The 26,254-nt window shown below is 31.3% G+C and carries 21 protein-coding genes; 12 read left to right on the forward strand and 9 right to left on the reverse strand.

Features of this window, described 5'->3' with window-relative positions; translation table 11 throughout:
• Positions 1–527: 527 nt before the first annotated feature.
• From GQR97_RS18290 to rfbD, 11 genes are all read left to right on the forward strand, one after another.
• Positions 528–2,537 carry a histidine kinase gene (locus GQR97_RS18290; protein WP_158851033.1) on the forward strand — a complete coding sequence of 670 codons (2,010 nt, stop codon included), beginning with the start codon at positions 528–530 and terminating at the stop codon, positions 2,535–2,537.
• Positions 2,530–3,279 carry a LytR/AlgR family response regulator transcription factor gene (locus GQR97_RS18295; protein ID WP_158851034.1) on the forward strand — a complete coding sequence of 250 codons (750 nt, stop codon included), beginning with the start codon at positions 2,530–2,532 and terminating at the stop codon, positions 3,277–3,279. Before GQR97_RS18290 ends, GQR97_RS18295 begins: the two co-directional genes overlap by 8 nt.
• A 368-nt stretch (positions 3,280–3,647) precedes the next feature.
• Complete coding sequence (locus GQR97_RS18300; RefSeq protein WP_158851035.1) at positions 3,648–4,946, forward strand: OmpA family protein; 1,299 nt, start codon at positions 3,648–3,650, stop codon at positions 4,944–4,946.
• 25 nt (positions 4,947–4,971) lie between these two features.
• A complete protein-coding gene (locus GQR97_RS18305; protein WP_158851036.1) occupies positions 4,972–5,532 on the forward strand; it encodes an outer membrane beta-barrel protein in 561 nt (186 codons plus the stop codon).
• Positions 5,533–5,618: 86 nt separating this feature from the next.
• Entirely contained in the window at positions 5,619–6,095 is a 477-nt protein-coding gene (locus GQR97_RS18310; protein WP_158851038.1) for a hypothetical protein, read from the forward strand.
• A 188-nt stretch (positions 6,096–6,283) separates the two neighbouring features.
• A complete protein-coding gene (locus tag GQR97_RS18315) occupies positions 6,284–7,504 on the forward strand; it encodes a hypothetical protein (protein ID WP_158851040.1) in 1,221 nt (406 codons plus the stop codon).
• 31 nt (positions 7,505–7,535) lie between these two features.
• Positions 7,536–8,054 (forward strand): hypothetical protein, encoded by a 519-nt coding sequence (locus GQR97_RS18320; protein WP_158851042.1) that lies wholly within the window; start codon positions 7,536–7,538, stop codon positions 8,052–8,054.
• 18 nt (positions 8,055–8,072) lie between these two features.
• Complete coding sequence (locus GQR97_RS18325) at positions 8,073–8,972, forward strand: hypothetical protein (RefSeq protein ID WP_158851044.1); 900 nt, start codon at positions 8,073–8,075, stop codon at positions 8,970–8,972.
• A 189-nt stretch (positions 8,973–9,161) separates the two neighbouring features.
• Complete coding sequence (locus GQR97_RS18330; protein ID WP_158851046.1) at positions 9,162–9,812, forward strand: peroxiredoxin-like family protein; 651 nt, start codon at positions 9,162–9,164, stop codon at positions 9,810–9,812.
• Between the two features lie 125 nt (positions 9,813–9,937).
• Positions 9,938–10,507 (forward strand): GNAT family N-acetyltransferase, encoded by a 570-nt coding sequence (locus tag GQR97_RS18335; RefSeq protein ID WP_158851048.1) that lies wholly within the window; start codon positions 9,938–9,940, stop codon positions 10,505–10,507.
• 538 nt (positions 10,508–11,045) lie between these two features.
• Positions 11,046–13,076, forward strand: coding sequence for a dTDP-4-dehydrorhamnose reductase (gene rfbD, locus GQR97_RS19725; RefSeq protein WP_199269885.1), 2,031 nt, complete (start codon positions 11,046–11,048; stop codon positions 13,074–13,076).
• Positions 13,077–13,194: 118 nt separating this feature from the next.
• On the opposite strand, the gene GQR97_RS18350 is transcribed toward rfbD, so the two are convergent.
• The 8 genes from GQR97_RS18350 to GQR97_RS18385 form a co-directional block, all read right to left on the reverse strand.
• Positions 13,195–15,465, reverse strand: a complete 2,271-nt coding sequence (locus GQR97_RS18350) for a c-type cytochrome (RefSeq protein ID WP_158851050.1) — start codon at positions 15,463–15,465, stop codon at positions 13,195–13,197.
• Positions 15,466–15,613: 148 nt separating this feature from the next.
• Positions 15,614–16,033, reverse strand: coding sequence for an acyl-CoA thioesterase (locus tag GQR97_RS18355; protein WP_158851052.1), 420 nt, complete (start codon positions 16,031–16,033; stop codon positions 15,614–15,616).
• Entirely contained in the window at positions 16,023–16,658 is a 636-nt protein-coding gene (ribA, locus tag GQR97_RS18360; RefSeq protein ID WP_158851054.1) for a GTP cyclohydrolase II, read from the reverse strand. Before ribA ends, GQR97_RS18355 begins: the two co-directional genes overlap by 11 nt.
• Before the next feature lie 72 nt (positions 16,659–16,730).
• Positions 16,731–17,120, reverse strand: coding sequence for a NifB/NifX family molybdenum-iron cluster-binding protein (locus tag GQR97_RS18365; protein ID WP_158851056.1), 390 nt, complete (start codon positions 17,118–17,120; stop codon positions 16,731–16,733).
• The gene (locus GQR97_RS18370) at positions 17,117–17,296 is read right to left on the reverse strand and encodes a DUF5320 family protein (RefSeq protein ID WP_158851058.1); all 180 of its coding nucleotides are present in this window, start codon (positions 17,294–17,296) and stop codon (positions 17,117–17,119) included. The genes GQR97_RS18365 and GQR97_RS18370 overlap by 4 nt, the downstream gene beginning before the upstream one ends.
• A 3-nt stretch (positions 17,297–17,299) precedes the next feature.
• Positions 17,300–17,707: a DUF134 domain-containing protein gene (locus GQR97_RS18375; RefSeq protein WP_158851060.1), complete on the reverse strand. Its 408-nt coding sequence runs from the start codon at positions 17,705–17,707 to the stop codon at positions 17,300–17,302.
• 118 nt (positions 17,708–17,825) lie between these two features.
• Complete coding sequence (locus GQR97_RS18380) at positions 17,826–20,375, reverse strand: adenosylcobalamin-dependent ribonucleoside-diphosphate reductase (RefSeq protein WP_158851062.1); 2,550 nt, start codon at positions 20,373–20,375, stop codon at positions 17,826–17,828.
• 297 nt (positions 20,376–20,672) lie between these two features.
• Positions 20,673–22,922, reverse strand: a complete 2,250-nt coding sequence (locus GQR97_RS18385; RefSeq protein WP_233267569.1) for a multiheme c-type cytochrome — start codon at positions 22,920–22,922, stop codon at positions 20,673–20,675.
• A gap of 314 nt (positions 22,923–23,236) precedes the next feature.
• On the opposite strand from GQR97_RS18385, the gene GQR97_RS18390 reads away from it, so the two are divergent.
• Entirely contained in the window at positions 23,237–23,929 is a 693-nt protein-coding gene (locus GQR97_RS18390) for a nitroreductase family protein (RefSeq protein ID WP_158851064.1), read from the forward strand.
• Positions 23,930–23,974: 45 nt separating this feature from the next.
• Here the strand turns inward: GQR97_RS18390 and GQR97_RS18395 are convergent, their stop codons facing one another.
• Complete coding sequence (locus GQR97_RS18395; RefSeq protein WP_158851923.1) at positions 23,975–26,215, reverse strand: BamA/TamA family outer membrane protein; 2,241 nt, start codon at positions 26,213–26,215, stop codon at positions 23,975–23,977.
• Positions 26,216–26,254 lie beyond the last annotated feature (39 nt).

Here is a 26,254-nt window from a genome sequence, read left to right on the forward strand (position 1 = left end):
TTGATTAAAAAAACTAATTTTATTTATGTTATTCCAACTATAAAAGGAAGTAAATACTACCACAATATTTTTTATAAGTAATGGTAGGCAGTATGGCAAACAATAAGGTTTATACCTACTTACACCAAGTAGGTTTAACGGGGTAATACTGCGTAATTTGCCACGACTTATACAATTTATAGTTGTAACTGTATCTTAATATATAACCTCTATCCCGATCAAGCCAAAAGAGTAGCAAAAAAGGCAATTAAATCGTACAAATAAATAAAATTACATTTATCTTTATACTATAAATCACCAAATTATGGTATATCTATAATCAAGGTATAATCAATTTTGACTTGTAGTCATATTTCAGGTCAAGACATTTATGTAAGATAGTCAATCGTAAGCAATTATTATAGATAACGAATCTAACAATCACTGAATTAACAGTCTATATGCGATCTTAATACTTCCCTAATAATAGAGAACGTAAGCAAAATGAATACAAACATGAATTAATTATAACTCAAAACCCTAATTTAATGTTGCTTAATATTCAATTAACTGATGTTTCTAATTTTCAATTTTCAAAAAAACCATCATCTTACAGCTTTAAACATCTCTTCATTAATTGTTTCTTATATTTCCTTCCATTTCTTGCTCAATGCGCAACGATTACAACTTTTAACGATACAAACAAAATCCAAGATTCTATCAAAATAGATTTTAATCACAAAATAGATAAAGCGTACAACGACAGCCTGAAAATTGCATCTGCCTATTTTGAATATGGTAAAAACCTTAATAATAACGACCAAAAAGAAACAGCAATAGATCACTTAAAAACGGCTTTAGATATTGCAAAAAAAATCAATAATGATAAACAAATTGCAGAATTTGGTAACTATCTAGCAAACCTATATTGGCAAGTAGGAATCTATAAACCATCTACCAACACCTACCTCTTAGCCTACAATAGTGCTATAAAAACAAAAGACAGCAGCCAAATGGCTAAAATAAGCATGAATTTAGCATCCAATTATAATTATTTAGGGGATTTTAACCAAGCTATAAAATATGCTCTTAATGCCTTAAAAATTAAGGAAACAGCAAAAGACATGGAGCGTATTTGTTACCACCATGTTGCGATGGCTACCATTTTTAAAGAAACCGATAATACTGAAAAATGGGAATACTACATTCAAAAAGCCTACAAATTAAAGGATGTTGACAATTGTGCCTCACTTGGAGATATTGCTAAAATATATAATAATTTAGGATCTATTTCGGTAAGAAAAGGCGAGAATGAAAAAGCACTCGCCTATTTTGATACGCTTTTAGTTTTAAGTAAAGAGGTTGGTTTTAACAAAGGCATAAGTGCAGCTCTAGGAAATAGTTCGGATATATACAGAGACCTCAACCAAAGCCAAAAAGCCTTAAACTTACTTATAGAAGCAGAACAATATTTTAGTGATCCTTATGAAGTTATTTCAAACAACAACAGTAAAGCAGAACTATACCGATTATTAGGCCAAAATAAAAAAGCACTTAAATTATCCTTAAAAAACACAACGTTAAAGGATCTTCCTTTTTACTCTATGGAACACGAGAAAACCCTGCGCCTTTTATATGAGGTAAATTCGGTTTTATTAAATTACAAAGAAGCATTACGCTGGAATGACTCGTTACGAATACTAGAAAACAAATTACACGATTATAATGTACAAAAAGGTATTGAAGAATTAGAAACAGAATACGAAACCAAAAAAAAAGTACAGCAAATAGAGTTACTAACTACGGAAAATGAACTAAAAAATCAAAGAATTAAAGCAGGTATCGTAATTCTTTCCTTTTTAATAATTCTAATACTTCTTATACTTTACATTCTAAATATTAGAAACAAGCAAGCAGAATTAAAACAGAATAATTTACGTTTACAGGTGCTTAGAACTCAAATGAATCCGCATTTTATCTTTAACGCTTTAGGTTCAATTCAAAATTTTATGATGAAAAACGATGCACGTAAAGCATCACGTTATCTATCGCAGTTTGCTTCCTTAACGCGAGCAACACTAAATAATTCTACCGCGGAAAGCATCACCTTGGCAGATGAAATTAGTATGATAGAAAACTACATTGAATTAGAAAAAATGCGCAAGCAAAACAAGTTTGATTACACTATAAATTATGACGAAAATTTAGATTTAGATTTTATAAGAATTCCACCAATGCTAAATCAACCTTTTATTGAAAACGCCATTAAACACGGCTTTAAAAATATTGATAAAGGAGGCTTGTTAAATATTACAATTAAAGATAAAATAGATTGGATTGAATTTATAATTGAAGATAACGGAGAAGGATTTCATGATGGTACAAAAGAAAAAGGCTATAAATCGATGGCCATGACTATTTTTGAAAGCAGAAGAAAATTAATTAAACAGAAGTACAAAAAGGATTTTAAGTTTGAAATAGTAAATTTAAAAGACAAATATCCAAACCAAACAGGGGTACGAGTAATTATAGATATTCCAATTTTAAACAATGATTAGAGCCATTATTATAGACGACGAATCTGCAATGCAAGAGGTAAATAGCCAATTGTTAGCTGAGTATTTTCCAAATATTGAACAAGTTGGAACAGCCAATAGTATTACCTCTGGTATTGCCTTAATCCAAAAAGAAAATCCAGATTTGGTTTTACTAGATATTCAATTAACAGATGGTTCTGGTTTTCAGTTGTTACAAAAATTACCTTCTTATGATTTTAAAGTGGTTTTCATTACGGCTTTCGATTCGTTTGCTATAAAAGCGATAAAATTTAGTGCCATAGATTATATTTTAAAACCCGTAAACGAAATAGAATTTCAACAAGCTATTCAACGTGCGGTAGATTTAATAAAAAGTAAAGATCACACAGCATCACAAGTAAATGTTTTAATGGATTCGTTAAAAAAAGAAATCCAAAGTAAAAAACTTGTATTGCGCACCTCACACTCTATACATATCGTAGATATTAGCGATATTCATTTTTGCAAGAGCGATAACAGTTATACTACATTTTATTTTGAAGACGATGAAAAAATACTCGTCTCTAAAAGCCTAAAAGATTACGAAAGTCTACTGAAAGAATATGGCTTTTTCAGACCACACCAATCTTATTTAGTAAACCTTAATCACATAAAAAAAGTAGACAAAACAGATCATGGTTTTATTATTATGAAAAATAAAAAGGAAATTCCAATTTCTACGCGTCAAATGAAAAACCTTATTAATTTATTAGATAGCTTATAAAAGTTCGCTTTACGTTTTAGGTCGTTTCTTAAGTCAGATTCAAACGCTTTTCTTGCGAATTCAAATTACGTAATACTATACTGAACACATACAGCTATCTTTAATACAATGATAATGCCCTTGCGACATATTAACTTAAACACTAAGGATACAATTCAATGTTCAAGTTAAAATAGTTACTTTTCTGTAACAACCCCCTTCTATCTGTTTATCAAGAACATATTAATACTTTCCACTAGAAAGCAAAACAATAATTTGCAAATTCCATCGAAAAACCAACGAATTCAAATTATGGTGTAGCACAATCAAATTGAGCACAAAAACAACTTCGTATGCGTTGTAAATTTATAGTACCAACAACACATATTATGAAAACTTTAGAATCAAAAACATCGTCTAAATTTCTATTTAAGATACTAATAGTACTTAGTCTATTAATAGTAATTCCTCAAAATTCAAATGCACAGCTCTTAAAACGGTTAAAAAAGAAAGCAGAAGATAAAATAGAACGTGAAGCTGAAAAAAGAGCCGAAAAACGGATCAACAAAAAAATTGATAAAGAATATGACAAAGTTGAAGATGCTATAGATGGCAAAGACACAGAGAACAAAACGAAAACGGATAGCATTTCAAAAAAAGAAAACTCTGATAAAAATACTATCGAAAATAAAACTGAATCTAACGCAAAAGAGAAAAACCAACAACCAACTGTAGTTTGGAATAAGTTTGATTTTGTACCTGGCGATACCGTAATTTTTGAAGACGGACCAAGTACCGACGAAGAAAATGGAGAGTTTCCAAGTAGGTGGGATTTGTATAGTGGAAATGTAGAAATTGGGAATGTTGATGGCGAAAATGTGATTATGTTTCTTAGTCACCAATCTTACATTATACCATACCTTAAAAATTCTAATGAAGATTATTTACCCGATGTTTTTACTGTAGAATTAGATGTATGGTTTACAAAAGGATACACAACATCAAACAGATTATGGATTTATTTATGTGACAAAAAAAACAATAAACAAAAGACAGAAAGATTAGTTGTAATGCCTCATAGTTTAGGTTTTGCGTCTTCTAGCAAAGATTATCCAGGAACTGAAAAGATAGGATGGTCAAAAGAGCTTGAAGGATCATGGAAACACATTTCTATGGCTTATACCAAAGGAAAATTCAAAGCCTATTTTAACGATACACGTTTAATAAATGTTCCCCATTTAGAAATTAATCCTTCTGGAATTACTATTGAAGCAGGTAATGACAATATGTATATCAAAAATGTACGTATTGCTAAAGGAGGTGTAAAATATTACGACCGTGTGCTTTCTGAAGGAAAAATTATTGTAAACGGCATCAAATTCGATGTTAACAAAGCAACATTAAAACCAGAAAGTATGGGGCCTATTAACAAAATTTTCCAACTCATGCAAAAACAACCAGAGCTAAACTTTAGTGTAGAAGGACATACAGATGCTGATGGTGGAGATGACACAAACATGACCCTATCTAAAGCTAGAGGAAAAGCAGTTATGGATAAATTAATAGCAATGGGAATTGCTGAAAGCCGACTTAAATCTAACGGCTTTGGAGAAAGTAAACCAATAGACAACAACAGTACTCCAGAAGGCAAAGCCAACAACAGACGTGTAGAATTTGTAAAATTTTAAATTAATTATTAAATAAAAACCAATCATGAACAAAACAAAATTATTTTTCGCAACTGCAATTATAGCAATGATTGCATTAACAACAAATCAATTAGAAGCACAAGACTCTAAAATTTTAGCAGGAGGAGGTATTGCTTATGCAACAGAAATAAATTCAGCCGCCATCTTTGCTAAAGGTGTTTACCAAATTAATGATGAATGGGAAGCTTCTCTAGGTATTAACTATTACTTCCCAAAAGATGAAGGGCCATATGAAATAAAATGGTTAGGATTTGATCTAGATGCACATTATGTATTTTCAAAAACGGATGATCTCAACATCTATGGTATTGCGGGCATAAATATTTTGCGTGTTAGTATTCCTAGTTATGATATCTATTATGGCGATTCAGATTATGATTTCCCTTATGATGAAGAACCTTCTACATCAACTAGTTCTATAAGCGATACAAATACGGGTATAAATTTAGGTGTTGGTGCACGCTACCTATTGGCGGAAAATTTATACGGTTTAGGTGAAGCTAAATATGCTTTAAACAATGATGGATATCTACAACTAAGCGTAGGTGTTCTGTTTGGGTTTTAAAATCCATTCCGTTTTAACAAGAGTAAACTAAACATCCTTTATCAACATTAAAAAAATATAAAAAATAATCACAAAATAAACAAATCATGAAAAAATCAATGACACTAATCGCAATATTAGTTAGCATTTTTAGTCTAACGTTAACTTCTTGCAGTAGTGATGACGACAACACTAACTCTAGCCCAGAAGTAGAAACAGGAAGCTATAAAATTTATTTAGATGGTGCGCTTTTCTTAGAAGGGACAAATGCGCAAGTGGGTCTAATTAAAGACAACCAAGGCAACTATGTAAATACTGTTACTATAGGTACAGGTACTGAAGTTGTAATTGTACTTTCTGGTTTTCCAACAACAATTGGTGAGATATCAACTATGGTTTATGATGGTGACCCTGGAGTAAATATTTTAACAGAACAAAACCTATATGATACAAGATCAGGAACTTTGACACGCACATCAGCTAGCAAAATATCATTTGACGGAACATGCACAGACTGGCCTAATTTACAATCCTATAGCATAACGGGATATATAGAATCTGAAGCCTGGAAAGTTATAAACTAATCGCTCAGTAATAAAGAATTCATTCTTTTAATAAGAGTAACTAGTAACACAAATTTAGGGGGATGCAGGAGTGCAGACTTAAAACATATAATGCTATTAATCAATAATAAGCTTGTACTCCTGCTATTTTAAGTACACAAAAACTGCTTTTAAGTAGTCAACATTAATAATTTATTTAGTCTGTAATCATGAAAAATATAGTCCTTTTTTTTACCGTATTTATACTAGGTGTTAGTCAATCTCATGCCCAAAAAGAAAAAATAACAGGGAACTGGCTCATCACTAAAGTTGAAGTTAAGAATAAAGTTATTACTCCTTACCAAGTTATGAATTACAACAAAGATGGAAAAATGATTACCATGGGAATAGAAGTTGGCGCATGGGAATACCATAAGAAAAACCATTCTATTGTAACCAAATCTGAATTTGACAAAGATTTTAATGGTGAAAATAAAATTCTAAAACTGTCTGACACCGCATTAATTGTTTTAAAAGATGACGCAAAAGTTTATTATAACAAGATCGATTTAAATCAAGTGTCTAAAGAAAATGCTAACTCTGGTTTAATAGGGTCTTGGCGACTAAATAATGAAGAAAACCCAGAAACCATTCATCTATTAACATTCACATCTCCAGATAATTTTCTTTTAATCACTAAAGATTATGGAATGCAATCCAAATCAAAAGGCACATGGATATTCAATAAAAAAGATAAAACCGTAATCTTAATTGGTTTTTCCATGGAGCATTTCAAAGGTTTAAACAAAGTAATTCATATTTCTGAAAATCGAATTTCATTAGAAAATAAGAGTGTCACATATGCTTTTACAAAAGAAGAAAATCAAGCCAACACAATAGAACATTTGGTATTTTCTCAAGACGATTTTTTTAATGAGAATGAAGATTTTAAATATGAGGAGGAGGAAAAAAATCTACCATGGAATGATTGGAGTGCCATGAAACCCGACATCTTAAATGTAAAACAATTAGTATATACCCATTCAAGCTTAATCCCAGATACAACTTCTTTTGAAAATAAAACCCTTACCGCAAATGTAGAGGTAAACATGGACGAAGAAGCGTATTATATTGATAATATATTTATAGGTTTTGATAGCTATAACGTACCTGAAGATACCGAATTCCCTATCAATTCGTTTGATGATTACAACAAATTATACCCATTAGAAGAAGCCACGTTTAGAATACAAGGTGAGGAAACCATAACAACTGCTGCTGGTTCATTTAATTGCACTGTTGTAGAAGCTATTAAAGATGATGTAAGACAAAAACTATGGATGATTAACGATAAACTCGGTGTTTATGCTAAAATCATTGAAGAAAATCCTGATGAACATTTTGGTTATTACGACCGCTATGAATTACAAGAAATAATTTATAATAATTAATTCAATTTTAAACTCTAAAATAAATAACATCATGAAAAACACTGTAAAAATTTTAACGGTATTACTTATTTGTTTCACATTCACATCTTGCGATGATGACATCTTAGATGTAGATTTTAACACTACAGTAACAGCAACCATTGTTGCACACGTTGACCAAGATCAAGAAACTATTGACGAAAGTGTTGTTTTAAGTTTAGACAACAATGACACACATGATTATTTAGATAATATCAAAAACGTGAAAATTAAAAAATTAACATACAAAATCATCAGTTTTTCTGGAGATGTTGAAGGCTATATTGATGTAGATTTTTATGCAGATACTATTACATTAACCACAGAAGAGTTCTTTGTAAAAGAAGCTTTTGATGCTACTACAATTTTTGAAGTTACAGATGTAAGTAAACTGAATACCATGGCTAATTTATTAAAAAACAATAATAGTACTACAGTTGGTATTATAGGACAATGTTTAGCCGTTGAAGAAGCCATGGACTTTAACATTGAAGTTACTGCTGAATTAGAAGTTACAGCAAACCCATTATAATTTATAAATCTTAATAAAATGAAAACTCTTACCATAATAATCTTTGCATTACTCCTAGTGAGTTGTAAAGAAAACAAAAACAATACGTTTACAGATGTTTCTACAAAAACAGAAACACAAGACACGCAACTAAAGCGCTATAAAGTGCAATCTGGTATTATTAAATATAAAACCACAATTGCAGGAGCGGTAATGGGTAGTAAAATTACAGGTAACGGTACCGGAAGCAAATATTTTAAAAACTATGGTGCTATTGAACTGGTAGAAGAAGAAACTTCTCAAACTACGGTTGCTAATATACTTGGAAACAAATCCACCAACACAACTAATTCGCACACCATCAATAAACTAGATAATAGTGTTAGCTATAATGTAAATTTTAAACAGAAAAAAATCTACAAACAAAAGAATATGGCTATGGAATTAACCAAGCAATTTCAACCCAACAAAGATGCCGGAGAAGCAGGAAAAAATATATTTAAAACTATTGGAGGAAAGCAAACAGGCACAGAAACTTATAAAGGATACGATTGTGAAATTTGGGAAACCATGGGAATTAAACAATGGATATATAAAGGAGTTACTTTAAAAACTGTTGCTGCCTTAATGGGAATTACAACCACCACAGAGGCTATAACGGTAAAATTTGACATATCTATTCCAGACAGCAAATTTAATTTACCAAATTATCCTATTGCAGAGCAGGAAAACATGCTTGGCGAAATAGAATTCAACTCCGAAGATTTTGACGTAGATTATGAAGGCATTAAAGACGACATGAATAGAGTTAAAAAAATGTCTTTCGAGGATTGGAAACAACATGCCATTGCAAACGATGAAGAAATGCAAGAAATGAGTGAAGAAGATTTACGTAAAACGTACAATATAATTCAGAAAATGATAAAAACACGAGAGTAATTAAAAACCGAGAATTAAAGTTCTACAACTTTGCCTTTTGTTTTTTTATTTACTCCTAAAAACACGTATAACTTTTAAAAGTCTATTTATTAATCAAAAATAGAATGGTTAATTTTGATTAAAACTACCACTTGGTTTTGTGAAAAACCACTAACTTCGTTTAACGACTTATATCATTAAATTAAAATAATGAAAAATTTAAAAGAACAAACTGATGCTAAAATTGCAGCCGGACGACAAGCTAATCCAGACTTCATGAAAGGCGTTGATGATGTTATTATTAAAGCAAAAGCTTTCCAACAGGGAGAGAATGCTATTAAAATTGGAAAAAAAGCTCCAGGTTTCGAGCTACCCAACCCTAACGGAGAATCTATATCATTAGATACATTATTAAATAAAGGCCCTCTCGTTATTACATTTTATCGTGGTGATTGGTGTCCTTACTGTAACTTACAACTTAGAGCCTTACAAGCCAGATTAAGCGATATTCATGAACTAGGTGCAACATTAGTTGCCATAAGTCCACAAGTACCCGATGGGTCTATGACAAAAAATGAAATTAGTGAAATGGAATTTATTGTATTGTCTGATCAAGATGCAAAAATTGCATCACAATATGGTGTTGCCTGGGAAGTACCGGAGTTTTTGCTGGATCACATGCGAGTAGATCGCAATCTTGACTTAGAAAAAATCAATAATGGAAATAGTAATATATTACCAATTCCTGCTACGTTTATATTGGGAAGTGACGGGATAGTTAAATGGAACTATGTTAATGTTGATTATAGAACACGTTCTGAACCTGAGGAGATTATTGAGGCCCTAAAAAAGCTGACTTAACAACTTATTGTTGTTGTTATTGTTATTGTTAAAATAAGTCAACTTCATTAATAACATATGTTATTTAAGTGTATCTGAAATATAAAATAAAACAGTTGGACTAAGCGCTATAGACAATGAAATAAATGAACTTAGAAAAATTTTTCTCATCTGAATTGATTCTTGAAAATAATTCAATTTTATTACGTCCGTTATCCATTAATGATATGGATGCCATAGCTCTTATAAGTTACAATAAAGAATTAGGCGAATATGGAGCTAGGGTAAAAAATAATAATGATTTAACCCATTATTTTGAATTCTGCCTAAAAGCAAAAGAGGAAAAAGAACTATACCCTCTAATAATTATAAACAAGGAAAACAATAATGCCATTGGGTTAACCATGTTTGGAAATATTAGTTTTCAAAATAAAAGATTAGAAATAGGATGGACATGGATTGGTGCAAAATTTCAAGGAACTGGCATTAATGCAATTTGCAAAGGACTACTTTTAGATTATTGTTTTAACAATTTAAAACTAAGAAGAGTTGAATTTAAAATAGACATAAATAATATAAAATCCCAAAAGGCAATAGAAAACATTGGAGCTATAAAAGAGGGACTTTTAAGAAATTACAATATTCAATCTTATGGAGAAAGCAAAGGAACTTATGTGTACAGTATTCTTAAAGAAGAATGGGATAAAAGCATGTAACACACATAAAAAATGAAGTTTTAGACTTAAAAAAAAACCTTGCTTCGTCTTATTTTTCTGTCATGCCCATATCTTTAAAAAAAACATCAATGATCTATTGAACTTAAATTCTGAAAAATCAGAGCCTCCTCTTCTTCCTTTATTTACAATTAAAAACACCGACTAACATTAGCTATACCGAGATAAAAAATCATTTTCACATTTCCTAAAGCAATACAAAGTGTATTTACTACATCTTGTCGCATTAAATAATTATTTAGAATATGTTTCCTCTTTTCTATTAGAACTATTTAATAATGTGTCTATTTCAAAAATGTTAGGTTTCTAATCATCTTTTACTATATTTGGAATGTTTTTCTATTGAAATTACCAAGGTGAAATGTGGAAATTTTGGGGAGTTTTAAAGTTTGCATGAAACACTTCATTTAAATGATAAATACTTTTCTAATCATTCTCTCAATGATTAAGCAACTTTTTTTATGCCTTAATGTAATGGAAAAATAACATTAATTTAAAATAGAGAAAACAATAGGGAAATATGAATAAAAACATTCTTATTACAGGTGGTAATGGGCAGTTAGGAAGAGAACTTAAAGAACTTGTAAGAATACAGGAAGACTGTTTTTCTGATGTAACTTTTCACTTTACAAATAGAGATTCATTAGATATTACTGACGCAAAAAAACTGAAAGAATATATAGAATCTAAAAACATAGACTCTATTATCAATTGCGCAGCATATACTAAAGTTGATGATGCAGAAAAACATCATGATCTTGTATATCGTATCAACACTGAAGCAGTGAAAAACATGGCTGAATTGTCATCACAAAAAGGCATTAGGCTTATTCATATTTCTACTGATTATGTTTATGAAGATAATAAACATTCACCTATTAACGAAGAAGATACAACTGCGCCTCAAAGTGTATATGGTAAATCAAAACTTGCTGCAGAAGATGAAATCAAACGTATTAATCCTGCAAATTCAGTAATTATACGTACATCCCGATTATACAGCCATTTGGGACATAACTTTGTAAAAACTATTTTAAAGCTTGGGAAAAGTAAAAAAGAGTTGAATGTTGTATGTGATCAACTTATAACACCTACTTATGCAAAAGATTTAGCAAAAGTTATTTTAACTATACTTGATCAAGATATAGAACCATCAAAGTCAGTAACAGTATATAATTATGGTAATGAAGGCTGTTGTTCCATATATGATTTTGCTCAAGCTATATTTGAAATAGGAAATATTAAATGCAAAGTTAATCCTATTAGTACAGAAGAATATCCAACTCCTGCAAAACGTCCAAATTACAGCGTATTAAGTAAAGAGAAAATTAAAAAAGATTTCAATCTTAAAATACCTTATTGGAGAGAATCTCTAAAAGATTGTCTCGAAATTATAAATGCCAATATCCCGAAAACATATAAAATAGGTATTATCGGCTCTGGCTTTATTGCAAGTGGTTTAGCTAAGTTATTAGCAGAACATAAAGACTATGAAATTTCTGGTATTTTAACACGTTCAAATATCCATAACCGTAGTGAATTTGCACAACATGCTGTGCTTACAAATTCGTTGGAAGATTTAACAGAAACTTCAGACTTGATTGTAGAATGTAGCGGAGATGCTATTTATGCTACCGAGACTATCGACTATATTTTAAAAGCTTCTATACCTGTAGTTACAATGAACTCGGAATTTCATGTAACAACAGGTTCATACTTTGTTGATAAAGGATTAGTAACTGAAGCTGAAGGTGATCAGCCGGGTGTTCAAGCTATTTTACACGAAGAGGCGCTTCAAATGGGTTTCAAGCCATTAGTCTATGCTAATATTAAAGGTTTTTTAAACGAAAAGCCTACACTAGAAGACATGACCTATTGGGGTAATAAATCCAACCTTAGCCTTCCAATGGTTACTTCATTCACCGATGGTACAAAAGTTGAAATAGAGCAAGTTTTAGTAGCCAATGGTTTAGGTGCAGGAATAATTCAAGAAGGATTAGTAAAGCTTTCTAGTGATAATATGCTTGAAGGTGGTTCTGTGCTTGCAGATAAGGCAAAAGAATTAGGCTACCCTGTTAGTGATTATTTACTTTCGGCAAAATTACCAGCAGGTGTTTTTCTTATGGTAGAACACGACGAAGATCAAAAAGATTCTTTAAAATATTACAAACTTGGTGGAGGTCCATACTATGTATTGGAACGCACGTATCATCTTTGTCATTTTGAAATTATTAAAACAATAAAACGCGTATTAAATGGCGGTGGTGTATTATTAAATAATAGTAAAAAACCTAAACTTAGTGTAGCCGCTGTTGCAAAACGTGATTTGAAAGTTGGTGAGAAAATCAAAAAAGGTATAGGAAGTTTTGATGTAAGAGGTACAGCCGTTGAAATTGCTAATAACCTAAATCATGTCCCTATAGGTCTGCTTGCAAATGCAACTATAAAAAAAGAAGTAAAAGAAGGTGAAAAAGTTAGATTTGAGGATATAGATATACCAGAAAGCTTGGCTTTAATAGTGTGGAAAAAAATACTTGAAAGAAGTAAATAACCAGAAAGTTTATTTTGATACTCAACACTTTCACTCTAATGCTCTTTTTTTATAGGTTATTAATAGGTTAGATTCTAAAATCTAACCTAAGCCTTTAGCCAAACCATATTATATAAATCTAATTTAACAATTCCTTTTCACTGTAAACACCTCCTCCTTTTGGCTTTACATTTCTCAAAGCTTTTATTTGATCCAAGTTTATGCTTTCTGAATCTTTAGAAAACGTGCTTTGCAAATAGCTTATAATATTTAAAATATCCAAATCTGTAAATGCGGGGTTATTAGCCAAACCAGGCATAGTACCATTTAGCTCGTATAATTTTCCATTTACATGTACTGGCCCCGCTAAACCATGTAATAACACTAAAGTTAATCTTTTAGTTGAACCTGTTACGTATTCCGAATTTTCTAACGGAGGTGCTAGCTGCTCAATACCTTCTCCATTAAAACCATGACATGTTGCACAAAAATTTCTGAATATTTTATAACCAGAAGTATTAGAGGCTTTAGTAACATTTCTTTTCTTCTTTTTATCTTGCTTGTTTATCAAGGTTTCACCTAAAATAACATCTAATTTATTTTCTGAAATATCAATATTTTCTTCATCTAAATATAATTTATAACCATCTTCTATGCCTCTTAAACTATTTATTGCACTTTCTTGATAAGCTAAGTTATCAGTATATTTCTCTGAAAGTTTAGACAGTATTGGAAACACTTTTTCTGATAAAATTTGACCCCATCCGTTTAAAGTATTTAATATATATAAATCTACTTCTGGATTATCTTTTCCCGTTAGCTCTTCTATAATCTCCAACATTAGCGGTAAACGACTACGTGTTGCATGGCTTTCTACTAATACTAGAGCGTGACAAATAACATTACTTTCATTCTCTAGTTTTAAAACTCTTTCTAATGTGTTAAAACTAAGGGCTTGCATGCCATTTAAAGTATGCAATGCATGCACTTTAGCGATTTTATTACGAGAATCGAAAATAACATTTTCTAAAAGGGAAATAGCGGCGGGATCATTTTTAAATACTAATAATTGTTGAGCTCTATCACGCAACCATCCATTTTTATGGCTCAATAAATCAACCAATTCTGAAACAGATAATTCTTCAATATTAATAATCTCTTTCGGGACACTCTGTTTATTTATAACTCTTAATATTCTACCCATTCCAATAATGGTATCCAATTTTTTTTCAGCATATTGATTTTTCAAATAAGAAGTCAAAAACACTTTATCTTGTAAAATTCCACGGTGCATATCTACAACATACATATTACCGTCGGGTCCATTATTAAGATTTACAGGTCTAAAACCTTCATCTGTAGATACAATAAATTCCTTTTTAGGTATAGCTTGTCTAGCTTTTACTATGAATGATTCAAAAGTTAATATATTACGTTTTACTGCATTGGCTTCTGGCGCACATATAAAAGCATTTTCTATAAATTCCGAGCCAAAATTATCACCTGTATAAATCAAAGGTCCACAAGCCGAAGTAACATTTACTAACACACTGTCTTTATCTAAAACACCTTTAACATAACCACGATTTACAGAAGTAGCATGTAATGGAAATACACGTTGATTTGGAGTTAACCTTTTATTTTGCAAGGCGCTTCCTTTATAATTTAGGTTTTTATTTGTTGTATTGGGTAACACATAATCTCCTATTAATTGCACAGAATTAGTATTATAATATAAACGCCCAAAATTATCTTTTGTAATTCCCCATTGCCCTCTAAAAGCAGTTTTCTCTTTTAACCACTCCCCTTTTTTCCTTTGATACCTAAATTTAGATTTTGCATTATATATCCAATTGTCTAAATGCATCATTAACCCGTTTGGTTGATGTTCTACATTACCTCCATCTGCATAAGAAGAATCTACCAAAATTTTATTTTCAGGTTTATCATCCTTAATATCTACAAACCAAAGCATAGGTGGCTCAGCATACAATAAACCGCCATAAACATGCGCAATTGCTCGTGGAAGAATAAGACTATCTAAAAATATTTTTGAATGATCTGCTACTCCATCATGATCTAGATCTTCCATAATAGAAATCACTCCATTTGGCATTTCATCTCCGATACCTTGTAGGTTACGCATATAGCCTTTCATCTCTACAACCCACATTCTACCTTCATTATCAAAATCCATTGCTACAGGAGCTTCTATAAGAGGCTCGGAAACGGCTACTTGCAATTCAAAACCATCTTCAATTTGATATGAAGCCAATGGTATTTTTGGCTCGTCAAATGATTTTTGCTTGCAACCAACAACTAGTATAAAAGCGATTAAATAAAAAAATTGAAATTTATATGAAACTATTTTTGAGAATATAGCTTTAAGGAGAGATGTTTGAAATATCATTAATCAGTCATTATTCTTTTCATTATGGCATAAAAATACAATAATTATGAGAAGTAGAAAGTTTGTTAAATCATAAAGCGTTTGAGTTCTCTATACTACTAGAAATAAATTAAATTCTGAATCAATTTCGTTAGTAAAACATTTATTTTTATTTAACGCCACATTCAAACTTAGCTTCAAGAATACTTTCAATAAAACTAGGTATACTTTTTGGTAAACGCGACTCACTATCTACAAAAACAACAGCTGTTTTAGCTTTACTCAAAAGTATGTTTTCTTCATTCTTTATTTCGAATTCTAAACAAAAACGAACCTTTGGCATTTCTTTAATTATTGTTTTTATCGTAATAAGCTCATCATAGTGGGCAGGTTTCTTATAATTAATTTCAAAAGAAATTACAGGTAGTATTATATTGTTATTTTCGAGTATAATCTCGTCCAAGCCCAATTTTCGTAATAACTCATTTCGAGCTTGGTGGCAATATGTAACGTAATTGGCATGGTAAACATATCCCATTTGGTCCACTTCTCCATAACGAGGTCTTAATTCAAATACATCAGTTATCATAACATTGATTTTCTAATTTCTCTTCACTAAGCTGATGCCCCATATGTGCTTCTTTAGTATCTAAATAGTACTTATTGAATGAGTTTGATTTTATTATTAATGGAACACGTTTAACGACTTGAATACCGCTTTTTTCCAATCCTATAATTTTGTCTGGATTATTGGTTAACAAGTTTACCTTTTTTACACCAAGAATCCTAAGAATTTCCACTCCTATTTGATAATCCCTTTCATCTGGAGCAAACCCCAAATGTAAGTTTGCTTCTATAGTATCCATACCAAGTTCTTGTAACTTATAAGCCTTCATCTTATTCATAAGGCCAATACCTCTTCCTTCTTGTTGCAAATACACAATTACTCCACTTCCGTTATTCTCGATTAGTTTCATTGCTTCAATTAATTGATCTCCGCAGTCGCATCTTAAGGATCCAAATAAATCTCCAGTAGCACACGCAGAATGAATTCGAGTTAAAACGGCTTCATTTGAAGAAAAATCACCCTTTATTAATGCCATATGCTCAAGACCGCTTAATTTTTCCTGAAATGGAATAAGTTCAAAGTGACCGTATTTAGTTGGTAGTTTAACCCTTTCTCCTTGTATAATATTTGTATCTCTAGTAGACATCGATTTAATTTTTACTTTATAAATTCAAACAAAAAAACTTATAAATATTATAAAAATAATGTTTCTCTTTTTTTAAGACTCATGGTTACATCCCAAACCTTTTTTATGTTTTTTACTATGATGTTGACAAGAACCACCTTTATCAGAAATTTTATTTTCGACAAACTCTAGAATAACATCTGCAGATTTACCAGAGTATCCGCGAATTACACCAATACCTGCTGCTGCTAATTTACTCATGGCCTTATCTCCAATATTACCAGATATTATAGATCCTACGCCTTCATCTGCCAGCACGTTAATTATATTCGATTTACATCCACCTCCATGCTCTGACTCTATTAACTGTATGTCTACAATTTCATTTGTACTAGAAAAAGTGTAAATTTCATAAAACTTACTACGACCAAAATGATTTTCTATCGTATTATTTTTTGTTATCGGTATTGCTATCCTTTTCATTTTTCCAAATTAAATGTTACTATTCTATTATTGCTAGATTTTTTTCGTCTTCCTTTTCCAAAAGGTCTGTTTTCGGGATATTCAAAATCATCCAATTTTGTCTTCCTACATTTCCCTAACTTCATTCCTGTTTTTGGTCCTAAATTTTCAGGCCCTTTGCAATCAAAATTTGGCATAATTTATTCATTTAATTTTACTAATTCCTCTTCTTCATTGGTAGAGCAATCATCACATTTTTTGGAATTCTCAACACTATCAATTAATTTGAAACATGTTCTGCATTTGTACCAATCTTTGTCAAATTCAAAATCTCCGCCTTTAATTATAATAGATTTGCCTTCCACAAAGGCTTGTCCTATTTTTTTTAAGGCACTATTATAAATTCTAGTCAATGTAGGTCTTGAAACCTCAATTTTTTCAGCTGCAGCATCCTGTGAGAGATCATCATAAATTACTAATTTAAGTGCCTCATATTCTTCATATTGCATGATAACATGATCTGTTTCACAAAATCGAATTCCGAATGGCTTAAACCCAAGCATTTTGGGCGGACCATTAATTTTTCTCTTTTTTTTAGGACGTGGCATCTAATCAATTTTACACAAAGATAATGAACCTACGTTCATTATAAAACAATTTAATCATAATATTACATTAAAAAAGCCAATATATTTCAGTACGAAATATTGTTGGCCTTTTTTAAGTTTATCCACATTTAGAAGATCCACATTCCTGACATGTTAAACATCCTTCTTGGTAAATTAAATCGGTGGAATTACAGTTTTCGCAAGTTTGTCCTTTGGCTTTTGTACCATCTTCAACATAACGTTTTAATGCACGTTGCACTCCGTTTTTCCATGTATTAATAGATTCCGAATCTAATTGTAAACTTTGGATAAGTTCTACAATTTTATCAATTGGCATACCATGTCGTAAAGTTCCCGAAATTAGCTTAGCATAATTCCAAAATTCCGGATTAAACTTATGAGATAGGCCTTCTATAGTTGTTTTATAACCTCTTTTATTCTCATATTGAAAATCGTAACGAGAGGATCCATTTTCGTTTCTATTTTTAATAATAAGTCCTTTATCTACCCAACGCGGAATTAAAATTCCATCGTCATCATCTGTTAAACCCGTAAAAATCTCGTAAGGTCTATTATCAACCAAACCAACAAAAGCAATCCATTTTTCTTTTTGATTTTGAAAACGAACCACATCTGCTTCTAAAGTTTGCGGGCGCTTTTTCGAAAAATTATTTTCTTTTGTTTTACCATCCTTATTCTCTTCCGCAGAAATTAATACTCCAGAACGCGAACCATCTCTATAAACAGTAACTCCCTTACAACCAACTTCCCACGCTTTTAAATATAATTCTCCAACTAATTCTTCTGTAACATCATTGGGTAAATTAACGGTAACACTAATAGAATGATCTACCCATTTCTGGATAGCGCCTTGCATTCTTACTTTACTATCCCAATCAATATCATTAGAGGTTGCTTTATAATATGGAGATTGTTTTACCAATTCATTTAACTCCTCTTGTGTGAAATTCTGTGAAGAATCTATATTATTGACTTCCATCCATTGTTTAAAACGATGATGAAAAACAATATATTCTTCCCAAGAATCGCCTACCTCATCTACAAAATCAATATGCGCATTTTTATCGCTTGGATTCACCTTTTTTCTACGCTTATAAACAGGCATGAATACAGGCTCTATTCCAGATGAAGTTTGCGTCATTAAACTAGTGGTACCTGTAGGTGCAATGGTTAGCAAAGCAATATTTCTACGTCCATGCTCTAACATATCATAGTACAATTTACTATCCGCTTCTTTTATTCTTAAAATAAATGGATTATCCTTTTCTCTGTCTGCATCAAAAATAGAAAACGCGCCTCTTTCTTTAGCTAAGTTTACAGATGCTCTATAGGTTTCCACTCCTAATACTTTATGTACTTCCGTAGAAAAACTATTTCCTTCTTCACTTCCATATCGAATTCCTAAAGCTGCTAACATATCTCCTTCTGCAGTGATGCCTATTCCAGTTCTTCTACCTTCGTAAGCTTTTTTTCTAATATTTAACCATAAATTTTTCTCGGTTAATTTTACATCATCCTGTTCAGGATCGGCATTAATTTTAGCTAAAATTCCATCAATTTTCTCTAACTCTAAATCAATGATATCGTCCATCATTCTTTGAGCAATAACAATATGTTTTTTGAATAATTTAAAGTTAAAAACCGCTTTTTTAGTAAATGGGTTTTCAACATAAGAAAACAAATTTATAGCCAATAATCTACAAGAATCATATGGACATAAAGGAATCTCGCCACAAGGATTTGTAGAAACTGTTTTATACCCTAAATCGGCATAACAATCTGGCACAGATTCGTTGATAATAGTATCCCAAAATAAAATCCCTGGTTCGGCAGATTTCCATGCATTATGCACAATCTTCTTCCATATTTTTGTGGCCTCAATTTCTTTTGTATAAATAGGGTTTTCACTAAATGTTGGATATTTTTGTATGTAGCTTTCATTGGCTTTTACAGCTTTCATAAACGCATCATCAATTCTAACAGAAACATTTGCACCTGTAACCTTTCCTTGTTCTAGTTTTGCATTAATAAAATCTTCTGCATCTGGGTGATTTATAGAAACCGACAACATCAAGGCTCCTCTTCTTCCATCTTGCGCAACTTCTCTTGTAGAATTTGAATACCGTTCCATAAAAGGAACAATTCCTGTTGATGTTAATGCTGAATTTTTTACAGGAGAACCCTTCGGGCGAATATGAGATAAATCGTGACCAACACCACCTCTCCGTTTCATTAACTGGACTTGCTCTTGGTCTATTTTCATGATTCCTCCATAAGAATCCGACTCACCATTGTTACCTATTACAAAACAATTAGACAAAGATGCAATTTGAAAAGGATTTCCAATTCCTGCCATTGGGCTTCCTTGTGGTACTATATATTTGAAATTCTTAATGACTTCAAATATTTCTGATTCGGTTAATGGGTTTTCATATTTCTGCTCTACTCTTGCAATTTCCGAAGCAATTCGTTTATGCATTTCATTAGGAGTACTTTCATAAATATTATCGGCGGAATCTTTTAATGCATATTTATTTAGCCATACACTAGCAGCTAATTCATCGCCTTTAAAATAGTTAAGAGCAGCTTTTAAAGCCTCATCTCTGGAATATGTTTTTTGAGGAGTGAGTACAGTTTTGGATTTCATTATATTGAAGAAGATTTAAATTGATTTTTGAAAAAATAAATATCTTCAAAAACAACAACTTAAAAGATGATAAATATCATGAAGTTTTCAGTAAAAAAACATAATAAATTCATTTTAAAGCATTTAAAAAGTTATAAACACTAAAAAGTTAACAAATAATTTAAATTATAAAAACTTAAAACCTTTTATACTTTATTATTAAAAGCTCACAAAACCTTTAAATACACATCATTATCCGTTTCAAAAAACAGAGACAGAACCTATCTTTTAGAAGAGGTAAAAAACAACTTCTATATTTTAGTTAGAATTATTTAGCTGATTAAAAAAGCTTGTATATTGATTATTATTAGGATATAGTTGCACTAACTTAGAAGCTATATTTTTAGCTTTATCTTTTTGATGTCCTTTATTATATATATAAGCTAACACATACAATAAGCTCTCATTATTAGAATCAAGCTTTAAACCTTTAGCAGCTATTATTTCTGCCTGTTTTAAATTATTTATTTTATCATAAAGCAGACTTAAATTATAGTAAAACCTAATATTTTCTGGTCCAAATTTAATAGCAAGGTGCATTTGTTTTATTGCTTCATCTATTCTATTTAATTCAGCTAATAAAAGTGAATATGAATAATAGGTTTGGGCATATTCTGGTTCTAATTCAATAACTTTTTTATAAGCCGCTTCCGTTTTTATAAAGTCACCATCTCTATAGTATAAATTAGCAAGATTTGTTCTTATAATATTATTAATATAATCAATTTCTAAAGCACTTTCATAACATTTAATTCCTGCTTTTAAATCGCCTTTCTTTAAATAATAATCACCTTTTTTTATTCGTCCTCCCACAAAATCTAAAGTCATATTTAATTGCGTTTCAAATTCTTTTTTCACTTTCTTAAAAACCGCTTTATAATCTTCAGGTATTTGAATTTCATCCAAATAACCCAACGCAAAAAAAGCTTTAACTCTTACAGATCGTTTTTCATCCTTTAGCATAGGAAGCAAGTAACTTACGTAATCATTAGAGTTCATATTACTAATAACATCTAAAGTAGCTGCTCTTACTAATGGTGAATCATCATCTAAAAAACTAATAAGATCATTAACCGCATCGGCATCATAATAATTTCTAAGTCCGCTAACAGCAGAAGCTCTCGCCATATCTGGATATACAGAATCTTTAGCTAATTCCAACAGGTTATTTAACCCATTTTCATCGCCCAATAAGCCAGGCGCTAGAAGCTCGGAGAAATGTTTATAATCTGGCTCACCATACTGTTTTTTAAAATTTTCCCACGCCCACTCATTATCTTTATCCTGGTGACATTGGATACAAGCATTTGGTGTTCCATATTTTATACTTAAATCTGGTCTTGGAATTCTAAAACTATGATCTCTTCTAAAATCATTTCCCATATAATATTTACCCGTCATGTGGCAATTAATACACTGAGCGCCTTCTGTATTTTTATCGTGAAAATGATGTTCAGGCGTATCATATGTATCAGGAACGTGACATTGCGCACATAATAAGTTACCTTCAAACTTAAGCTTGTATGAATGTGAATCGTGACAATTAATACAAGTAACCCCATTATGATACATTTTACTTTGCACAAAAGAGCCATACACATAATCCTCATCTAAAATTTGTCCGTCGGGATGATAGGTATTTAAATTAATCAACTCAGGAAAATAATGATCCAACATAGTACCTTCAAAATTAAAATAATCAGAAATTTGTTCTCGTCTCATGTGGCACCTCGCACATTGATCTACCAAATCTTGTGAATCTGTTCCAACAGCCATTTTTAAATCTCCCGAAAACTTATAGTCTTTTCCTTTTAAATTAGCTTGCTCTACATGCGTTTTACCTGGCCCATGACAAGCTTCACAACTTACATTAATAATGGCATATTTGGTATCATAACTATCAGATTCAAAATCATAATTTTTTCTAACATTTGTGGAATGACAGTCTGAACACATAGTATTCCAATTTAAACCACCTCTAGACCAATGCAACCATTCTGAATGTACCACTTTAAAATCGGGATATAAATCAAACCATTTACCTTTTTCAGTATCCCAAGCCGTTCTTAAACATTGATAATGTCCGTTTGGAAATTGCACAATATATTGCTGTAAAGGTTTTATTCCGAAGGTGTACACAATTTTGTAATCTTCATAAGTGCCCTCTGGCCCTTCGGTATTCACATAAAAATCGTCTCCTTTTTTATAAAAGTGAGAAGTTATCCCTTGACTTGTAAATTTCACATTATTAAAATCGGCCAAAATACTAGAATCTGAAACCTCTTGCATGGCTTTATCATGATCGGACCCTTGCCATAATTTAAATTGATCTGCATGACATTCCTTGCAGGTTTGATCTCCTAAAAAATGATTATCTGGAATTTGTTCTGTGGAAGCAAAAACATTATCAGTTTTGTTAGAAGTAGGCACATACTTAGATTCTTCTTTGCAAGAAAAAAGAGCAAACACCATAAATAAAATAACAATTGTTGTATTTGGAAGTTTCAATATTATGAGATTTTAAGTGTTAAAAATAACTAATTTTTATAACCCAAAATCTAACTATTATCATGTTTTACATGAATATTTTTATAACCTTAATTTTATAAGTGAACAAAAGCCTTCTTCCTAGCATCTAAGCAAGTAAATCTGCAAAAAAGCAAAATTTTCATCAAAGTAAATATAAACTGTAATAATTAATCTTAAAGTAAACTTTTGAGTCCTATTTTATTTCTTAACTTGTGTTTTTATTAAAAACAGGAACAAATTTCTTCGGATTTTTATTAATTAACCATAACGCAAATTCGACTTAAAACAACACAATGAAATCACCAAATCATATAATGCTTAATGGATATAAGCACATTTCTTTTGAGTCAGAAATATTTTCAGAGATTGAATTAACTGAAAAAAGTAAAACATTCTATAACTGGTTAGATAAAAGAAGATCCATAAGAGATTTTTCAGACACACCTGTTCCTAAACAAGTTATTGAAAACCTTATTAAAAGCGCATCTACAGCGCCATCTGGAGCTCACAAACAACCCTGGACATTTTGCGCTATTTCTAACCCATTGTTAAAAACCAAAATTCGAAAAGCAGCCGAAATTGAAGAACAAGAAAGTTATACAAGTAGAATGAGCGAACGTTGGAAAAAAGATTTAGCACCTCTAGCTACAGATATGAACAAACCTTTTTTAGAGACAGCTCCTTGGTTAATTGTTGCGTTTAAAAAGGCTTATGAATTAGATGAAAACGGAGAAAAAAACAACAATTACTATGTAAGTGAATCTGTAGGTATAGCCTGCGGAATGTTAATTTCGGCTATTCATAATGCAGGTTTAGTAACTTTAACGCACACACCTAGCCCAATGAATTTTTTATCAAAGCTCCTTAACAGACCAAGTAATGAAAGAGCTTTTTTATTACTTCCGGTAGGCTACCCAAAGTTTCCAACCTACGTACCCGATTTAAAAAGAAAAGATTTAGATGAAATTTCTGCTTTTTATGAATAGAAAAGCTAATCCAAAATATACGAAGCGCATAAGTCTCTTTTTAAATTAAAAAGGATATCCAATAGCAAAGTTAAGTACAGATGCATCTGTATTAAAATCTAATCGTTCACCTTCTGGTAATGAAGGATCGTGGAATGGTGCAGCCAAATCTAGTCTTATTACAAAACCTTGTACATCAATACGCATTCCTACTCCCGCGCCCATACCTAGTTCGCTTAAAAAACTACTAGAAAATGTATCGTTATCAATATCTGGATTATCTACAGAGTTCCATACATTTCCTGCATCGACAAAGACAGCTCCTTTTACAAACCCAAAAACAGGAAACCTATATTCTGCATTTGCTTCAAGCCTAATATTTCCCGACTGATCAAAATAAGAATCACTATCGGTTAAAGTTCCATCAAATGTTCCTGGCCCTAAAGACCGACTATTAAATGCTCGCACACTGTAAGGCCCTCCAGAGTAGTATTGTTTAGTAAACGGCAATACATCGCTATTCCCATAGGCATAACCATAACCTGCAAAAAGTCTCGCTGCAATTTTTTGGTCTTTCCCAAAATTAAAGTGATACCGCATATCAACATCCGCTTTGGCGTATTGCGCATATTCAGCATTTAAAAAAGTTTTAGGTTCTCCCGGTGTTTCTTCTTTTCCGAATAAGCTAAGCGAGTTCCCTGCAACATCTAAAAGTGCATTCAAATAAAACTGATGCTTTTTATTAGCATCCACCATTTCGTTATAGGTAAAAGAATATGTTAAACCAGAAATGAACTGTTGCTCAAAACTACTCTGTAAAAAAGTGTTTTCATCTAAAATCGTTTCAAACTCCTCTGTTGTATTTGAAAGCCTTGTATAATTTACCGATATAGGATTAATCTTGTGTGTTACATAACGATTTGCATCCCAAACATAACCAAAAGTTGCCGTACCAGATAGCAAGGTATATAACTGGCTTCGACTTAGATAATCAATAGAAAGTCCCATTTTTGTTTTTGGAATTTCATATTTAAAAAAGTTAGTATTAATTTTAATAGGAAAAAGAACTCTAGGAAAAAATAGTTCTGCTCCCAAGCCTAATTCAAGACTTGTTAACCCGCTTTGGTTACCTCCCGAAATTTGAGTTTCATAACCCGTTTTTGCTGTAATATTAAGTGTTTCTCCTCCTTGATATAGATTTCGGTTTGTAAAAGTGAGTCCTAAAGCTGGTCCCGCAAAATTATTCGATTTTGTTACTGCCTGTAACTCCGCTCTAACTGCACGCTTATTCAATGGAGATAAATATATACTAGCTTCTAATTTACCTATACTATCTTGCTCCGTATTATCTATTTCTTTGTATTGAATATTAATAAATTTATACGAACCAATTGTTGCAAGTCGTCTTGCTGTATTTTTTGAAGCCACAGGATCGTAAAGCGCATCTGCTTTTATTGTAATAAAAGGATCTAAATATTTTGGTTTAAAAAACAACTCATCACTTATATAATTTTTATTATTGAACACTACAGTCTCTAATTGCAGGCTATCTTGTTGTAAATCGTAATTAGTATAAACATTTATCTTTGTAACCATATATGGCACTATTGCTTTTTTAGGCACATCCTTTTTAAGCGTTAAAAACAAATCAAAACGCTTATTCTTATACTGACTAGTATCGGCTTCGAAAATCAAAAAACTAGGATTAAAATTATAATACCCCCTCTTTTTGAGTTCCTCATCAATGCGTTCTCTTTCTAGCTTCATACCAGCTAGATTAAAACGCATACCTTTTTCAAATTTGCTAGTCCCTACTATTGTTTTTATTTCATTTTGAAGTAGAGATGGTAATGAATCTATTTGATAAGTTTCCATTTCGTAAGATTGCTTTACGGTAACGCTATAGTCTACTTTCGCTGTTCTTTGCTTCTCGTTATCTATAAATTTCGAGTCTGTTTTACTATAGAAAAACCCACGATTATTTAATCTGTTTTGCAATAATTCTTCAATCTCATATTTCTCTATATCGCTTTTGTAAATTGGTTTTTCACCTAGCTGCTTATACATAAATTTATTAAAAAAGCCTGGAGTGGAATCTTGTACTTTATAATAATAAAAAAGCCCTGGATACATTCCTAAAAATTCACTATTAGCTTCTGGCAATAGCACATCTTCCAAGGCTACTTTTAATTCAGGTTTATTTTTAACGGGAAGAGAATCATTATCATCTGTAACTGTAACCTCGTATCCATCAAATAAAAATTCGTCTTTAGGTATATATTTTTTAACACTACATGCTTGTATCAGCAAAAATAGAACTAAGCAAAAAATACTGCTGTATATGGT

The sequence above is a fragment of the Algibacter sp. L1A34 genome, from assembly GCF_009796805.1.
In the GTDB taxonomy this organism is placed as follows: domain Bacteria; phylum Bacteroidota; class Bacteroidia; order Flavobacteriales; family Flavobacteriaceae; genus Algibacter.

What these genes read in the sequence shown, in the direction of transcription:
- ribA (WP_158851054.1), bottom strand. Translation starts at nt 16,658, where the DNA reads ATGTCTACTAGAGATACAAATATTATACAAGGAGAAAGGGTTAAACTA.
- GQR97_RS18380 (WP_158851062.1), bottom strand. Translation starts at nt 20,375, where the DNA reads ATGAAATCCAAAACTGTACTCACTCCTCAAAAAACATATTCCAGAGAT.
- GQR97_RS18300 (WP_158851035.1), top strand. Translation starts at nt 3,648, where the DNA reads ATGAAAACTTTAGAATCAAAAACATCGTCTAAATTTCTATTTAAGATA.
- rfbD (WP_199269885.1), top strand. Translation starts at nt 11,046, where the DNA reads ATGAATAAAAACATTCTTATTACAGGTGGTAATGGGCAGTTAGGAAGA.
- GQR97_RS18295 (WP_158851034.1), top strand. Translation starts at nt 2,530, where the DNA reads ATGATTAGAGCCATTATTATAGACGACGAATCTGCAATGCAAGAGGTA.
- GQR97_RS18370 (WP_158851058.1), bottom strand. Translation starts at nt 17,296, where the DNA reads ATGCCAAATTTTGATTGCAAAGGGCCTGAAAATTTAGGACCAAAAACA.
- GQR97_RS18315 (WP_158851040.1), top strand. Translation starts at nt 6,284, where the DNA reads ATGAAAAATATAGTCCTTTTTTTTACCGTATTTATACTAGGTGTTAGT.
- GQR97_RS18365 (WP_158851056.1), bottom strand. Translation starts at nt 17,120, where the DNA reads ATGAAAAGGATAGCAATACCGATAACAAAAAATAATACGATAGAAAAT.
- GQR97_RS18390 (WP_158851064.1), top strand. Translation starts at nt 23,237, where the DNA reads ATGAAATCACCAAATCATATAATGCTTAATGGATATAAGCACATTTCT.
- GQR97_RS18330 (WP_158851046.1), top strand. Translation starts at nt 9,162, where the DNA reads ATGAAAAATTTAAAAGAACAAACTGATGCTAAAATTGCAGCCGGACGA.
- GQR97_RS18320 (WP_158851042.1), top strand. Translation starts at nt 7,536, where the DNA reads ATGAAAAACACTGTAAAAATTTTAACGGTATTACTTATTTGTTTCACA.
- GQR97_RS18335 (WP_158851048.1), top strand. Translation starts at nt 9,938, where the DNA reads ATGAACTTAGAAAAATTTTTCTCATCTGAATTGATTCTTGAAAATAAT.
- GQR97_RS18290 (WP_158851033.1), top strand. Translation starts at nt 528, where the DNA reads ATGTTGCTTAATATTCAATTAACTGATGTTTCTAATTTTCAATTTTCA.
- GQR97_RS18355 (WP_158851052.1), bottom strand. Translation starts at nt 16,033, where the DNA reads ATGATAACTGATGTATTTGAATTAAGACCTCGTTATGGAGAAGTGGAC.
- GQR97_RS18310 (WP_158851038.1), top strand. Translation starts at nt 5,619, where the DNA reads ATGAAAAAATCAATGACACTAATCGCAATATTAGTTAGCATTTTTAGT.
- GQR97_RS18375 (WP_158851060.1), bottom strand. Translation starts at nt 17,707, where the DNA reads ATGCCACGTCCTAAAAAAAAGAGAAAAATTAATGGTCCGCCCAAAATG.
- GQR97_RS18350 (WP_158851050.1), bottom strand. Translation starts at nt 15,465, where the DNA reads ATGATATTTCAAACATCTCTCCTTAAAGCTATATTCTCAAAAATAGTT.
- GQR97_RS18325 (WP_158851044.1), top strand. Translation starts at nt 8,073, where the DNA reads ATGAAAACTCTTACCATAATAATCTTTGCATTACTCCTAGTGAGTTGT.
- GQR97_RS18305 (WP_158851036.1), top strand. Translation starts at nt 4,972, where the DNA reads ATGAACAAAACAAAATTATTTTTCGCAACTGCAATTATAGCAATGATT.